Annotated in this window: 16 protein-coding genes; 6 read left to right on the top strand and 10 right to left on the bottom strand. The window is 55.7% G+C overall.

Features of this window, described 5'->3' with window-relative positions:
• Nucleotides 1–39: 39 nt before the first annotated feature.
• From JNO48_13825 to JNO48_13815, 3 genes are all read right to left on the bottom strand, one after another.
• On the bottom strand, nucleotides 40–1023 hold the full coding sequence (locus tag JNO48_13825; GenBank protein QTE68244.1) for a zf-HC2 domain-containing protein: 984 nt from the start codon (nucleotides 1021–1023) through the stop codon (nucleotides 40–42).
• Nucleotides 1016–1504, bottom strand: coding sequence for a sigma-70 family RNA polymerase sigma factor (locus tag JNO48_13820; protein QTE68243.1), 489 nt, complete (start codon nucleotides 1502–1504; stop codon nucleotides 1016–1018). Before JNO48_13820 ends, JNO48_13825 begins: the two co-directional genes overlap by 8 nt.
• A gap of 117 nt (nucleotides 1505–1621) precedes the next feature.
• Nucleotides 1622–2557: a 1,4-beta-xylanase gene (locus JNO48_13815; protein ID QTE68242.1), complete on the bottom strand. Its 936-nt coding sequence runs from the start codon at nucleotides 2555–2557 to the stop codon at nucleotides 1622–1624.
• Between the two features lie 217 nt (nucleotides 2558–2774).
• Here JNO48_13815 and deoC point away from each other — a divergent pair, with 217 nt between their 5' ends.
• The gene (deoC, locus tag JNO48_13810) at nucleotides 2775–3455 is read left to right on the top strand and encodes a deoxyribose-phosphate aldolase (protein QTE68241.1); all 681 of its coding nucleotides are present in this window, start codon (nucleotides 2775–2777) and stop codon (nucleotides 3453–3455) included.
• Nucleotides 3456–3549: 94 nt separating this feature from the next.
• Here the strand turns inward: deoC and JNO48_13805 are convergent, their stop codons facing one another.
• From JNO48_13805 to infC, 5 genes are all read right to left on the bottom strand, one after another.
• Nucleotides 3550–4251, bottom strand: coding sequence for an SIMPL domain-containing protein (locus JNO48_13805; GenBank protein QTE68240.1), 702 nt, complete (start codon nucleotides 4249–4251; stop codon nucleotides 3550–3552).
• A 91-nt stretch (nucleotides 4252–4342) separates the two neighbouring features.
• A complete protein-coding gene (locus JNO48_13800; protein ID QTE68239.1) occupies nucleotides 4343–5275 on the bottom strand; it encodes a hypothetical protein in 933 nt (310 codons plus the stop codon).
• Between the two features lie 160 nt (nucleotides 5276–5435).
• Nucleotides 5436–5783, bottom strand: coding sequence for a 50S ribosomal protein L20 (gene rplT / locus JNO48_13795; GenBank protein QTE68238.1), 348 nt, complete (start codon nucleotides 5781–5783; stop codon nucleotides 5436–5438).
• A 29-nt stretch (nucleotides 5784–5812) separates the two neighbouring features.
• On the bottom strand, nucleotides 5813–6013 hold the full coding sequence (gene rpmI, locus JNO48_13790) for a 50S ribosomal protein L35 (protein QTE68237.1): 201 nt from the start codon (nucleotides 6011–6013) through the stop codon (nucleotides 5813–5815).
• 24 nt (nucleotides 6014–6037) lie between these two features.
• Nucleotides 6038–6598: a translation initiation factor IF-3 gene (infC, locus tag JNO48_13785; protein QTE69775.1), complete on the bottom strand. Its 561-nt coding sequence runs from the start codon at nucleotides 6596–6598 to the stop codon at nucleotides 6038–6040.
• 318 nt (nucleotides 6599–6916) lie between these two features.
• On the opposite strand from infC, the gene JNO48_13780 reads away from it, so the two are divergent.
• The 3 genes from JNO48_13780 (at nucleotide 6917) to JNO48_13770 (ending at nucleotide 10170) form a co-directional block, all read left to right on the top strand.
• On the top strand, nucleotides 6917–8152 hold the full coding sequence (locus JNO48_13780; GenBank protein QTE68236.1) for a M48 family metallopeptidase: 1236 nt from the start codon (nucleotides 6917–6919) through the stop codon (nucleotides 8150–8152).
• 96 nt (nucleotides 8153–8248) lie between these two features.
• Entirely contained in the window at nucleotides 8249–9853 is a 1605-nt protein-coding gene (locus JNO48_13775; protein QTE68235.1) for an RNA polymerase sigma factor, read from the top strand.
• Between the two features lie 131 nt (nucleotides 9854–9984).
• Nucleotides 9985–10170: a hypothetical protein gene (locus JNO48_13770; protein ID QTE68234.1), complete on the top strand. Its 186-nt coding sequence runs from the start codon at nucleotides 9985–9987 to the stop codon at nucleotides 10168–10170.
• 126 nt (nucleotides 10171–10296) lie between these two features.
• Here the strand turns inward: JNO48_13770 and JNO48_13765 are convergent, their stop codons facing one another.
• Nucleotides 10297–11346 (bottom strand): ATP-dependent 6-phosphofructokinase, encoded by a 1050-nt coding sequence (locus JNO48_13765; protein ID QTE69774.1) that lies wholly within the window; start codon nucleotides 11344–11346, stop codon nucleotides 10297–10299.
• Nucleotides 11347–11543: 197 nt separating this feature from the next.
• On the bottom strand, nucleotides 11544–12314 hold the full coding sequence (locus tag JNO48_13760; protein ID QTE68233.1) for a MarR family transcriptional regulator: 771 nt from the start codon (nucleotides 12312–12314) through the stop codon (nucleotides 11544–11546).
• 164 nt (nucleotides 12315–12478) lie between these two features.
• Here JNO48_13760 and feoB point away from each other — a divergent pair, with 164 nt between their 5' ends.
• Together feoB and JNO48_13750 are read left to right on the top strand one after the other, a co-directional pair.
• Complete coding sequence (gene feoB, locus JNO48_13755) at nucleotides 12479–14830, top strand: ferrous iron transport protein B (GenBank protein ID QTE68232.1); 2352 nt, start codon at nucleotides 12479–12481, stop codon at nucleotides 14828–14830.
• Nucleotides 14831–14842: 12 nt separating this feature from the next.
• A complete protein-coding gene (locus JNO48_13750; GenBank protein ID QTE68231.1) occupies nucleotides 14843–14992 on the top strand; it encodes a FeoB-associated Cys-rich membrane protein in 150 nt (49 codons plus the stop codon).
• The last annotated feature ends 42 nt before the right edge of the window (nucleotides 14993–15034 follow it).

The raw sequence follows: 15034 nt of genomic DNA, 5'->3' as shown, positions 1-15034 counted from the left end.
GCTGATCTGCCGGTGCCCTTTCCTTTTCACGCAGTTGAGTTATTCTGCGCTGTGCGGTTCATCATAGGGTTGGGGGATCCCGTATGGTGTTGGATCTCCGATGTCAATACCGTAATCCTGCAGTTCCGACAGCAGCCAGTTGATTGTTCTCTGGTCAATTTCACCCCCATGGAATAATGGTTCGGTCCTGGGCTGCCATTCCGGAACAGTGCTCTCAACCGCAAATTGCTTTGCTGTTATCAGGTCTTCGCATATATGCATTTCGTGACTCGCGAAAAAGCCTTTTCCGTCCGGTGTTTCATACGCACGATCCCATAACTGGCGGTCGATATTCTCCCAGTAGTAATACTCTTCCATCTGTTCGGAAGCTTGGTCAATTTTCACGTTCTTTGTCCAGATTGTCCTGTACTCAGATGGCACACCCTGGCGGATTTCATCGCATTCCTGCAGCTCTTTGGCGGAGATTCTCATGAAGCCGCCGTTCTGCCTGGCATATTCTGTCTTCCGGTTCAGCCGGTATTTCTCCAAGTACACATACAGCACATTCTTTTCTTCGCCGGTTGTTTCATCCTTCTCAACCGCGGATTTCACCATAGCTCCCAGTTCATCGAAGCTTCCGTGGTAATCCATGGTAAAAACGATGTCCCCGCTCTTCAGTTCTGACAGATAGACGCTGTAGAATCCGTAATAAATCGGTTCCCTGGCCTGGGTAATCCTGTCAAAAGCCACCAGGCTGCCAAAAAGTGCGATACACCCGATCAGCACCCCCAGCAGGACGTTCCGCAGAATGCGCAGTCTTTTTTTTCGTTTCAGCTTGCCGGCTGCCCTGGAAAAGACTTCCTGCTCGCTTCCCTTTTCCTGTTCCGTTTTTGCGGGAATGTCCTTTTTCATCTCTTCATATACCGCACAGCATTCATCGCACCCGGCCATATGGTTCTCCACAAATTCCCGGCTCTCATCGCTGGCTACGTTGTCAATCACCAGCGGCATCAGGTCCCGGGCCATCGCACAGTCTTTATTCATGCGTTTCCGCTCCTTTCAGTTCTTCCTGCAGCATCTGCTTTGCCCTGTAGCAGGTCACCCGCGCCCAGCTTTCCGTTTTGCCGAAAACCTCGGATATTTCCCGGTAATTGAGATCGCTGAAGGTGCGCAGGGAAAACACTTCCCGGTAGGGCTCCGGCAGGTGATGAAGGGCTTTATATGCGTCGATTGCGATACCGCGGTTGATCACCATCTCCGCAAAGTCCGGTGCGGATTCCCGATCCGGATTCTCCGCAGGCAGCTCCTTTTTCTTCCGGAGTACCTGGTAATACTGGTTCCGGGCAATCGAGCACAGCCATGTACCGATGTCGCTTTGTCCCCGGAACGCGTTCCACTTTTTCAGCGCCTGGTAAAATGTCTCCTGCGTGAGCTCTTCCGCAAGGTCATGGCTCTGGCACTGCCTGAACAGATATCCGTATACCATATCCCTGTATTGCAGGTATACTGTTTCGGAATCCGGCACCCTCATCACCTCCTTTCGCACAGTTAGTTGCATTGGAACAGAAAACGTTACAGAAAAAATGCGCTTTCGCGCATTGGATGGACTTCCTTGTTTTCCCCTTGTTGTATCATCTATGCCTTACCGGCAAACTTTCGAAAATGCCCTGAGGATTTCATTGGCCGGTTTTCCCCAGGTACAGTATCCGTTATGGTTCTTCCCGGCCTCTTCCGGATATAGCCGGCTTCCCGGCCAGTCCCACCAGCCGGTGCCGCGGACAAACGGATGCCGTCTCAGCGCTTCGGTGAACGCCCGGTACCATTTGTTCTGGGCTTCCGGATCAGTCTCCCCGCCAAATGCCCAGTCGTTCGGCCGGTATTCGCTTCCGTTGCGCGCGGGGCATCCGCACTCCATAAACATGAACGGCTTGCCGAACTTTTCTGCTACTTTCCGGATCCGCTCCATGTTGTCGTCCAGCCGGTCGATCGGATAATACCCGGAGGAAGAGATGACGTCGACCGCGTCCCACCAGGTGATTGGATCCTCCTGGTATTTGTCGCAGTTGTACGTCACCGGGCCGCTGTAGTGCTTCCGCACTTCTGCCAGCAGCTGCCGCCATTCCGCCTCCCGGTGGTTGGTGCCGACCATCTCACATCCGGCGCAGAACATATCGGCATTGTTTTCCCGCGCCATATCCGCTGCCTTGCAGACAAACTTGGTCCATGGCCGGAACCAGTCGCTCCAGCGGGCTTCTCCCTCCACTTCATGGTCAAAGAAATGGATATATGCCCGCCAGTATCCGTCCCGGCAGTTGACCATGGCCTTGATGATGATTTTCAGGCCCAGGGCGCGTGCGTGTTCGCATACACGCCGTACATCCTCTTCGGAAATCACGTCCGGGGTATCCGTATCAATCCGGGTGGAATAGGTGTGGTCCTGCCAGGCAACAACGGGCAGGATCACCGCATTGCAGCCGGTGGACCGGGCCATCTTCTCCAGCGAATCCTTCCAGCCTTCCCGTTCTGTAAACCCGCGTTTTTCGCAGAAGCCGAATGTGTAAGCATTCAGGAAATCCATTATGATTCTCCCCTGTCCTTCCGGACGTCCGTTTTTCCGGTCCTTTCGGACCTGCATCAAGTATAACGGTTAAAGCTGGCTCCATGTCAAGCGTTTTTCTTTCAGCTGCATCCCGGATACAGTCTGAAATCTCTTGCATTTCATCTCCAGTTGACTGTATAATTTTATAAAGGGACCCGGAATCCCGAATACAATCTCATATCTGGAGGAATGATTTATGAAATATACTGCCACGCAGGTCGCCGGTATGGTGGATCATACCAATCTGAAAGCGTTCGCGTCTACGGAAGATATCCGGAAGCTGTGCGCGGAAGCCGCTGCCAACGGCTTCAAGTCCGTCTGTGTCAATCCCGTGTTTGTGAAATTTTGCCGGGAACAGCTGGCCGGCACCGGGGTGCTGACCTGTACGGTGATCTCCTTCCCCCTGGGGCAGACCACCATTGCGGAAAAGGTGAACGAAGCGGAGAATGCCGTGGCGGACGGCTGCCAGGAATTTGACTATGTCCTGAATGTCGGAAAGCTGAAGGAGCATGACTACGCCTATATTGAGGAAGAGATGGCCGCTCTCACTGCCGTTGCCCGGAAAACCGGTACCGCGGTCAAGGTGATTTTCGAAACCTGCTACCTCGCCGATGAGGAAATCGCCGAGGCGGCAAAGATCGCCTCCCGCGTAAAGCCGGACTTCATCAAAACGAGCACGGGTTTCGGCACCGGCGGTGCCACCGCCGCCCATGTGGAACTGATGCACGCCAACTGCGGACCGGATGTATGCGTCAAGGCATCCGGCGGCATCCGCAGCTGGGCGGAAGCAAAAGCCATGCTGGATGCGGGAGCATCCCGCCTGGGTGTTTCCGCCGGAATGAAGATCATCTCCGAGCTGAAGGAGCAGGAAGGCTGATTCCTCCCTGAAGCTGGAAATCCCGCGGTTATCGCAGACTGCCGCAAAAAACAGGAAGCCGTTTGGCTTCCTGTTTTGTATGGCCATTGGGTTCTTATTCCGCCTTGAAGGTGATGTTCACCGTGGAGTTGACCTGGATCTTCGCGGCCTGCACCACAGTCTCTGCCACAGCGGCTTCATCCGCCATCCCCTTGGAGCGGAAATTGTTCAGGCCGCTGTCAAAGCTGTAGGTCCCGCCTTCGTTGATGGCTTCGATCCCGGTAATCTTCAGGCCGGCCGCTTCCGCCAGCACTTCCGCCTTAACACGGGCCTGCTCCACGGCTGCCTTCAGTGCTTCCTTCCGGGCCGCGTCCGTATCGGAAGCGGAGAAAGAAACGCCATTCAGTGAATTCGCGCCTGCGCCGAATGCCAGGTCAATCACCTTGCCCACCTGGGTCATGTCCTTCAGCTGGATTGCCAGCATGGAATTTGCCGTGTACATGCTCACCGCGTCTGAACCGGAGCTGTAGTCATAATCATAGATGGTAAACAGCTCCACATATCCGGTGTTGATGTCCTCTGCGGCAATCCCGTTCTCCGTCAGGGTTTTCCGCACCGCGGCAATCACTTCATTCGCGTGCTGCTGCGCTTTCAGCGCGTTCTTGTCGCGGATATTCACGCCGATGTTCACCACAGCGGTATCTGCCGACACCAGGATGTTTCCTTCTCCGGAAACTGTAATCTCCGTATCCGCCAGGGCCGCGGCGCTTGCCGCCAGCACCATCAGGGCCAGAATCAAAGCAGTCAGTTTACGCATGGGTTATTTCCTCCTTCCGGGGGTGTTTTTCACCCCTCTGTCAGTATGACGTTTCATCCGGGGAAATAGTTCCCGCTTCAGACCGGTTTTTTTATTCGTGCAGTTCTCCCATCACCCGGGCGAAGTTGTACAGTCCCAGGTTCCAGATGGCGAAGTCGTGTCCGCCGGAACGTTCCTGCCAGTGCCAGTTTTCTTCTGTCAGGCGGTCGGTATGCTTCGGCAGTTCCTTGGCCGCAGCGGACGCAGCGCCGTACGCGGTACCGTCTTCCGTGCCGCATACGCTGTAGAAGTAGCGGACCGGGTAATCCGGGAAATCCTTCAGCTTCTGTGCCACCGTAGCCGCCGGATTGCTGGTGGGTGCAGCGGAAAACGCGCCGAACATGGAAAACAGGTCCAGGCATTCACACAGCCCGATGTTGATCGTCTGCATACCGCCCATGCTCAGGCCGGCCATCGCGCGGTGATTGCGGGATGCGGTCAGGTCATCCTGGGTATCATGTCCGTAAGTCGCGTAATGGACGTCCACATAGGGCAGGAGGTCGTTCCGCAGTTCCTGGCCGAATACGTAGAAACTTCCCATATTGTCAAAGCTGGTGTTGTAGGCTTTGGCGGTGGACCGGCCGTTCGGCATCACGACGATCATCGGGGGAATGATCCCCTTCAGGATCAGGTTGTCCAGTACATTCCGGCCGATGCTGTAAGCATTCATGAATCCCCATTCCAGTTCCGTCCCGCCGATTCCGTGGCACAGCACCAGCAGGTCATACCGGTTGTCCTCCGAATAGTCCGGCGGCAGGTACAGGGCCGCAAACTTTGTTATTTCCGCCTGATCGTTGGTATAATCCTTTGAAGGATAGGCAAACTTGGTCACGGTGCCGCCTTTCTGTTTGGGCGCACGGGTCAGTTCCGCGGGGATTTCATCCTCAAATACAAAGTTTTTCATGTCTTTCGTCTCCTCGGCAGCGGCGGTCACCAGCCCGCCCATCATCAGCAGTACCAGCAGCAGGGATATCCAGCGTCTCATGTTCTCCTGTCCTCCTGTTTTATTCTCCGCCGCATATTATACCATATCCGGGGCTGCAGGGGCAGAAGGTTTTCCGTTTCCCCCGCAAAAAAGGCAAAAGAAAAGACCGGCTTCGAGGGAAACATCCCTGCTCTTCCGGTCTTTTATGCCGTATCGCTCTTTACTGCTTCGCGATCTCAACCAGCTTGGCGAAACCGGCGGCGTCGTTGACGGCCAGGTCAGCCAGCATCTTGCGGTTGACTTCGATGTTCTGCTTCTTCAGTCCGGCGATGAACGTGGAATAGCTCATTCCGTTCAGCCGGGCAGCAGCGTTGATACGGGTGATCCACAGACGGCGGAACTCACGCTTGCGGAGTTTCCGTCCGACGAATGCGTAACGCAGGCTGCGGGCAACCTGTTCTTTCGCGGCGCGGTACTGCTTGGATTTTGCTCCCCAGTAACCCTTCGCCAGCTTCATGACCTTACGGCGGCTCTTATGGGCGCTGACGGCCCTCTTAATGCGTGCCATGCTTTTTCTCCTCCTTGCCGGTTTTGGGCTTACTTATAAGGCAGCAGCTTATGAATCGTGCGGGCTTCTGCGGCATTGTCCACAATGCCGGTATTCCGCAGGTGACGGGTACGTTTGGTGGTCTTCAGGTGAACCTGATGATTGGCGTTCATCTGCTTATGCTTGACAATACCGGACTTGGTAAATGAGAAGCGCTTGGCAGCTCCGCGGTGGGATTTCTGTTTAGGCATGTTGATGTCCTCCTTCCAGTGCGGTTATTCCTGCGTCTCTTTCGAGGCTGCATTCTCCCTCTTCGCCTTTCTTTCGGCGAAAGATGCCTTCACGGCTTTGGGAGCCAGGATCATGATCATGTTGCGGCCATCCAGCAGCGGGCGGCGTTCCACCATACTGACGTCCTTGCAGCGCTCAGCAAAGTCCAGCATAACCTTCATGCCGATTTCGCTGTGCGTGATCTGGCGGCCGCGGAAGCGGATGGAAACCTTAACCTTGTCGCCGTTCTCGAGGAAGCGGAATGCCATCTTTGCCTTGGTGTTCACATCGTTTTCTTCGATGGTGGCAGACAACTGCACTTCCTTGATGTCGACAACGCGCTGATTCTTGCGGTTCTCCCGTTCCCGCTTGGATTGCTCATAGCGGTACTTGTCATAATCCAGCAGCTTGCATACCGGCGGTACCGCGGACGGCTGGATCTTGGCCAGGTCATAGCCTCTCTCCTCCGCCAGCTGCAGCGCCTGCTGCGTGGGCATGACTCCGAGCTGCTCGCCGTTCTCGTCGATCAGGCGAACCTCTCTGTCGCGGATTTCCTCATTGATCATCAGTTCGGTTGCGATGTCCATGCACCTCCTGTAATAGTAAAAGCGGCGGGTAACAACCCGTCGCTCTGCCAGCAAATCAATCCCCGTTCGGGGAATTCCTGTTACCCGGCGGCCTGTGCCGCGCAAGGTGAGAGACGGGTAAGCCTCTGCTTCAAACAAATGGGATTCTACCATAATCCCCTTTCCATGTCAACGGTTTATTTCAATCCGTCGCAAGGAAAAAATACAAATATGTATTTTTCAGGTTTCACCCTGTTAATCCGGCCATTGTCGGAATATACTGTTTACAGCACCGCAATAAATTTGGGAGGAAAGATCATGGACTTCAAAGCATTGGCACTCATTGTTTTTACTGTGATTTATCTTTATCAGATAACGCTGGCTGTCATCCATATGCGGTCAGCCCGGAATCCTGTTCCGGTGAATGTCGCGGATGTGTATGATCCGGAAACCTACCGGAAATGGCGGGCCTATCACGCGGAAAAGTCCCGTCTGGGCATCATTTCATCCACAGCATCCTTTATTGTGGAAATGGTTCTGCTGGCATTCAACGTATATGCCGCATTTGCCGGGCTTTTCCCGCAGGGGGATAAATTCCTGCAGCTGTTCGCTGTCATGCTGCTTTCCTCTCTTGCTTCCCTGGTGATGATTCCCTTTTCCTGGCACAGCACCATGGTCATTGAGGAAAAATACGGCTTCAACAAGGCGACACCCAAAACCTTCTGGGCGGACCAGATCAAGGATTTTGTCATCAACCTGCTCATCAACACCGGCATTGCCGCCCTCCTGATGGGCGTCCATCATTGGCTCGGGGACTGGCTGATCCTGGCCTTTGCCGTGCTGATGACCCTGCTGATGCTCGGCATTGCCTTCCTGTATCCGGTTTTCAGCCGGATCTTCAACAAATTCACGCCCCTGGAGGATGGCGAGCTGCGGGATAAGCTGGTTGCCCTGCTGGAAAAGCATGGCTTTACCGTCCGGGATATCAAAGTCATGGATGCTTCCCGCCGGACCACCAAAACCAACGCCTACTTCGCAGGCTTCGGTAAAATGAAAACCATCGTACTGTATGATACGCTCGTGGAATCCATGACACCGGATGAGATCTGTGCGGTCTTTGCCCATGAGCTCGGCCACGGGCTTCACAAAGATACCATGAAGCGTCAGGTCCTCAGTTTCGTCCAGATGCTGGTCCTGGCCGTTCTGGCCTGGCTGACCCTGCGGACTCCGGAAATCTTCCGGGCCTTTGGCTTTGCGGATATCAATTATGGTTTTGCGCTGATCCTGATTATGAGCGTGGAGTTTGCGCTGGTTGCCCCGCTCTTCGGGCTGCTTATGAATTATGTCTCCCGGAAGGCGGAATACCGGGCGGATGCCCAAGCTGTAAAGGAAGGATACGGAGAGCATCTCATCAGCGGGCTGAAAAAGCTGGCCCGCCGGAATTTTGCGGACCTGGCCCCCTCGCCCCTGCTGGTAAAGCTGGAGTACTCCCATCCGACCCTGAGCCAGCGTATTGACGCGATTGAGCGGCAGCTGACTTCCGGCAGCCGGTAAAAAAAATTTTTTCCAATTCCCAACCTTTTTCTTCGCGCTGTGTCTGTATAGGTGAAAGCTTTCAAAAAACGGCGGATGCCGGAAAGGAGGACTCCCATGGGAAACAGGGATATGGAAACAGTCCTGGAACCGTACCTGAAACCTGTGCTCGGCTTTGCGCTCAAACGCTGCCGTACTGCAGAAGATGCGGAAGACCTTTCCCAGGAGATTCTCCTCCGGTTATACCGCACCCTGCTGCTGCGTAACGATGTGGAGGACATGGACCGTTACGTCTGGACTGTGGCGCATAACACACTCTGCAACTACTACCGGGATGCATCCCGCAGCCGGGTCGGCATCCCGATGGAGGAGATCGGGGACGTCCCCGCCTTCTCAGCGGAGGAATCGGAGGATAACCGGGAAACGGTTGACCGCCTGAAGAAGGAGATCGCCTACCTGTCCGAAATGCAGCGGAAAATCGTAATCGCCTATTATATTGATCACAGGAAACAGGAACAGATTGCCCGGGATTTCGGCATCCCTGTCGGTACCGTAAAATGGCATCTGTTCGAAGCGAAGAAAGAGCTGAAGAAAGGAATGGAGAAAATGAGAGAACCCGGAGATCTGAAATACAATCCGGTGGAATTTGCCGGATACGGAATTAACGGAAGCGTTGGTGAAAAGGATATCTTTGATATGTTCCGCAGCCCGCTGGTCCAGAATATCTGCTTCTGTGTGCGGGACTCCTGGAAAACGGTCAATGAGATCGCCGATGAAATGGGCGTTTCCCCGGTCTATGTGTCCGGCGAGGCTGCCTACCTGGCGGAATATGGTTTCCTGAAGGAACGGAACGGGAAATACCTGGCCGATATGCTGATCAGTGTGCCGGATATCAAACTCCAGCGGATGGAAACCGATATGTACAACGCTGCCGCGGATCTTTTCGCGGGTGCGCTGTATGATGAACTGGTATCCGGCGGACTGATGGACTCACCCGCCCTCACTTGCGCCTGGAAAAACGACCGGAACTTCCTGCTTTGGGCACTGATTCCATGGATCGCTGCCTGTTCAGGAGACTCCATGATGGAAAAGAGCGTTTCCTTTGAGGAAGCGGCAACCGTCCGGAAAGACGGAGGAATCAATATTTTCCATGCGTATATCAAGGGAGAAATGCCCGAAGACTATGACACCATGAATCAGTGGTTCGGTCCCTGCTGGAACGGAAATGGAAAGCATATGCTCTGGCAGGTCGGCAGTGAATGGTCCGAAAACCTGCAGGACCGGGCGATGAGCATCCAGGATGACGCTTCAAAAATCCTCGCCCTGTATGCCCGGGAACAGAAGGAGAAACTCTCCGTGGACGAATACGCCTGGCTGGCAGAACGGGGACTGGTCCGGATCACGGATAAAGGCCGTGCCGAATGGCAGATTGTAATCCTGGAAAACGAACAGCTCCGGGATGACCTTCTGGCTGTCGGCCGCCGCATCCGGGAAAAGAATGCCGACAAATTCCGCCAGCTGCGGGATCCGTATATCAAAGCCATGGTGGACAGCTTCCCTCCGCATATGCGGAAAGCCAGTGAATTCGAAGCGCAGTATATCATGTATTCGGACGGGCGTTTTATTCACAGCTGTCTCCGGAACCTTCTGGACAGCGGCAGGCTGAAACTGCCGGAGGAATCGCAGAAGAAAGCAATGTCCACTCTGCTGATGCCGGTCTGAGCCGGCAGGGAGGCGGGAGAATCCCCGTCTCCCGTTTCTTTTTCCGGCATGTCACCCAGCCGGCAGGAAAACTCGCTTCTGCAGCGAAATAATAAAGATAATGACAACTATCCGGAATGGGAGGAATATCCATGTTTGAGGGGCTCTTTTCCAATATGAACGCGATCCTGGATCTGATCGTCAACATCCTGCAGATCCTGGCTTTTGGCCTGCTTTTTCTCCTGATCTTTGATTCCATCTTCGATTCCATCCACAAGCGCCGCGTCACCAAACGGGAAACCGCCGCGGCAAAGGCCGCAACACAGTCTGCCGAATAACGACGCCGGATTTCCTGAAGAAGGACCCGCAGGGAATCTGCCGGTCCGGCCGTTTTGTGTGAGCATTTCATAAAGAATCATCCGCCGGCTTTGGGCCGGCGGATGTGTTATATGCTGATCTTTCGCTTACAGGGAGTTCACCAGGTCATACAGCGGCCTGTTGAATCTCTTCTTATGCCGCAGGGCTTCGTCAATGGGCATGTACATGACGCTGCCCTTCTGCATGCCGATCACCTGGTTGCTGATGCCGTCCCGCAGGAGGCGGACTGCCAGGTTGCCGGCTTCAAAGGCAAAGGAACTGTCGCGGGCGGTGGGTTCCGCACCGCGCTGTACGTAGCCGATCACCGTTGCACGGGCTTCCACCATGCCGCACATCCGCTTCATTACGGAGGCAAAACGCACGGCGCTCATGGGTTCGCCCTCATAGCAGGGCTTTCCGTGGGTGGTCAGATATCCGTACAGGTCAAACGGCGCCATGGCTTCGTAGCAGCCTTCCGCCATAATGATTGTGGCCCGGGTGTTGCCTTTTTCCAGCTGGCGCCGCAGCTGCCGCGCCACCTCTTCCACCTTCCACGGCACTTCCGGAACAACCACGATCTCACTGCCGGTGGAAACCGCTGCCGTCAGGGCAATATCGCCGCAGTGGCGGCCCATCACTTCCACCACTGCCGGCCGGTCGTGGCTGCGGGAAGTGGCCCGGATCTTGCGGATCGCGTCCACGCAGACGTTCACGGCGGTATCGTAGCCCAGCGTCATTTCGGTGTATCCCAGGTCATTGTCGATTGTACCGGGAATCCCGATCGTCGGAACGCCGAGATCGCACAGGGCTTTCGCGCCCCGGAAGCTTCCGTCGCCGCCGACAACCACCAGGCCGTCGATTTCCATGGCCCGCAGGGTCTGAACCGCAATCTCCTGGTACTTGGGATCCCGGAATTCATCGCACCGGGCCGTCCGCAGGAAGGTACCGGGTTCGTCCGCAATATCCAGGACTGTCTCGAGGTGAAGTTCCTGCAGGTCCTCCCGGATATCCAGCCGCTTCCGCAGCAGGCCGTTGTATCCCCGCTTGATTCCAATCAGGGGAATGCCGTACAGGGCGGCGCTGCGCGCCACAGACATAACCGCGGCATTCATTCCGGGGCTGTCGCCGCCGCTCGTCAGTATGCCGATTTTCCTCATGCTCATACGCTGTACGCTCCTTTTCGTTCCGGTCGTACGGGGAGTATATTTCCACCTGTCAGTATATCATATCTTGCCGGTTGTGGAAAGATTTTTTTGAGCAGCCGCCCATAAATAAGGCGGTTGATTTGTCCGTATCTGCCATGATGAATCCGGTCATTCAGTTTCCCCGGTTTTCGGATCATTGTGTTCCTTTCCTATTCCAGGAATCCGATATATTCATTCAGGACGTTGAATAGCATATCGCCGGAGCATACCGGAATCTCCGCGTCCGTTCCGCCGACCGGGGTAAACGTAAACAGGTCGGCCGCGCCGGTCAGTACCAGCGCCGGAATAATGTCATACCCGTCCCCGAAAACGACCTCCAGGTAAGGGCTGTATTTGGCCGCCTGGGCCACTTCATCCGGGTCGATGCTGCTCTTCATCTTGAATTCCAGGGAGAACACCCGTTCCCGGGTAATCACCAGTACGTCGGCATAGATCCGGATCATCCGGGCCCGGTTCAGGCGGAATTCAAACACAATTTCCCAGTCCTCAAATCCGCCGTCTGTCATTTCCCGCAGGTCCCGGAAGAGATTCCGCATCGTCTCCCCGCAGTCCCGGAAGGAATGGATCAGGCCGCGGGTATCGTTCAGGTTGCGCCCGATCCGCCGGCAGCCTTCCTCCAGCCCGGCCAGCCACTCTTCCTCCGGGGCTTCCATAAATTCCTTCACCGTTCCGTACCATCCGGAAAACTCGTACAGGCCTTCATGTACCGGTGCCTGGCGGATCAGGGCATGCCAGCGGTATTCCCGGTCCTGGTAGCACATTTCCCGCATCAGGGCGGAAGAGAACAGCAGGCGGCTGATATCCGTCTTCTCCATCCCGGTCTCCCGTGCGATCTCCCGGGCCTTCAGCCCGTCGTTCCGGGAAATCAGGGCATATACTTCCCGTTCCTCACGCGTAAACAGCGGATTTCCGCGCCGCATGTTTCTCCCTCCTTTCCGTTCCGGTTCTGCGCACTTTGTTTGATCAAACTATGTTACCGACAGTGTATCATTTTTTAACGTTTTTTTCCATTGCATCCGGGCAGGTTTGTGGTATCATACTTGTCGGATATTGACATTGCACGGAGTAAGGAGCTGGCACACTGATGAACCTGAACGAACTGAAACCCGGCCAGTCCGCCCGGATTGATATTGTCGGCGGAGAGGGCGCGCTGCGCCAGCATTTCCTGGATATGGGCGTTATCCCCGGTACAGATGTTACCCTGGTGCAGTTTGCTCCCATGGGCGATCCGCTGGAGCTGCGGATTCATGAATACGAACTGACGCTTCGCCTGGCGGACGCGGAAAAGATTTCGGTCACCCTGCTGGAGAAAAGGGAGGAATCCCGTGTTACGGAACCGGAGCGAAAAAAAACGGATCATCCGGGCCTTGGTGAAGAGGGAAAATTCCACCCCAAGGGCAGCGGCGATCCCCTGCCGGAAGGAACCATGCTCACATTTGCGCTGGTCGGTAACCAGAACAGCGGCAAAACCACGCTGTTCAACCAGCTGACCGGTTCCAGCCAGCATGTCGGCAATTTCCCCGGCGTTACCGTCGACCGGAAGGACGGCATGATGCGCGGCCAGGAAAACACCCGGATCACCGACCTGCCGGGCATCTACTCCATGTCCCCGTATTCCGCCGAGGAACTGGTCTCCAGGAATTTTGTCCTGCAGCAGAAGCCAAAGGCAATCATCAACATCGTGGATGCCACGAACATGGAGCGCAACCTGTACCTCACGATGCAGCTACTCGAGATGAACGTGCCCATGGTGGTCGCCCTCAATATGATGGACGAGCTCACCGGCAACGGCGGCACCGTCGATATCAATACGATGGAAGCCATGCTCGGTGTCCCGGTCGTTCCGATCTCTGCCGCAAAGAATTCCGGCGTGGACGAACTGGTCCGCCATGCGGTCCATATCGCAAAATACCAGGAAAAGCCGGTGGAACAGGATTTCTGTTCCTCCGATGACAACGGCGGTGCCGTTCACCGGGCGCTGCATGCGGTGGAGCATCTGATCGAGGACCATGCGAATCGGGCCGGCCTGCCGCTTCGCTTCGCCGCCTCCAAGCTGCTCGAGGGAGATCCCGCTGTGACTGAATCCCTGGAGCTGGACGGCAATGAGCGTGAAATGCTGGAGCATATTGTGCTGCAGATGGAGTCCGAGCGCGGGCTCGATCACAGCGCCGCCATCGCCGATATGCGCTTTGCCTATATCCGCAGGGTCTGCGAATCCTGTGTCATCAAGCCGAAGGAAAGCAGGGAGCATATCCGCAGCCGGAAGATTGACAGTTTCCTCACCGGCCGATTCACCGCCATTCCCGCCTTCGTGGCCATCATGGCGCTCATTTTCTTCCTGACATTCTTCCTCATCGGTCCCTTCCTGCAGGATCTCCTGCAGTCCGGAATCGATGCCCTGGCCGGCCTCACAGAAACCGCGATGCAGGCTGCCGGTGTAAATGATACCATCCAGAACCTGGTGCTCCACGGAATATTCGAGAGTGTCGGAACCGTGGTCAGCTTCCTGCCGATCATCGTCACACTGTTCTTCTTCCTGTCCATCCTGGAGGACAGTGGGTACGTAGCCCGCGTCGCATTCTTCATGGACAAGCTGCTGCGGAAAATCGGCCTCTCCGGCCGCAGTATTGTACCGATGCTGATCGGTTTCGGCTGTACTGTCCCGGCTGTCATGTCCACCCGCACCCTGCCCAGCGACCGGGACCGCCGCATGACCATCCTGCTCACGCCGTTCATGTCCTGTACCGCCAAACTGCCAATCTACGGTTTCTTTGTCACCGCGTTCTTCCCGAAGGCCTCCTGGCTGATTATTACCGGCTTATACCTGCTCGGGATTATCGTCGGAATCCTTGTGGCGTTTTTGTTCAAGAACACACTGTTTAAGGGCGAGGCTGTACCCTTCGTCATGGAACTCCCGAATTACCGCCTTCCCAGCCCGCGCAATGTGCTCCAGCTGCTTTGGGAAAAATCCCGCGACTTCCTGCACCGCGCGTTCACTGTAATCCTGATCGCTACGCTGGTAATCTGGTTCCTGCAGACCTTTGATTTCCGCCTCAATATTGTCGAAGACTCACACGACAGCATTCTGGCCGCAATCGCGGGCCTGATTGCCCCGCTGATGAGTCCGGCGGGCCTTGGCGATTGGCGCATCGTCACATCGCTGATCAGTGGCTTTATGGCCAAGGAAAGTGTTGTATCCGTCATGCAGATGCTGTTCGATTCTCCGGAGGGTATCACCGCCATGATCAGCACGCTCACCGCAGTATCCATGCTGGTTTTCAGCCTGCTTTACACGCCCTGTGTGGCGGCCGTTGCCTCCATTCGCCGGGAAATGGGTCGTAAATGGGCGCTCATTGTGGTCGTCTGGCAGTGCGGCCTGGCCTGGATTCTCGCGGCGCTGGTGCAGCTCATCGGCCGCCTGTTCGGCCTGTCGTAAGGAGGTGCCGTCATGGGATTCTGGGATATCGCAATTCTCGCGGTGGTTGCCGCCGCAGCCCTGCTGGCTTTCCGTTCCGCGCGGAAAAGCCGCCGGAACGGCTGCTCCTGCGGCTGCGGCGGGTGTCCGGCTGCCGCCTCCTGTGAAAAGAAAAAGGGCTGAAACCCAGCCTGAAAATGAAAACCGCTGCATTCGCAGCGGTTT

It is taken from the genome of Clostridiales bacterium, assembly GCA_017569285.1.
GTDB lineage: Bacteria > Bacillota > Clostridia > Christensenellales > Aristaeellaceae > Aristaeella.
Note: the sequence above shows the minus strand (reverse complement) of the source record. Positions and strands in the feature narration are given on the sequence as shown.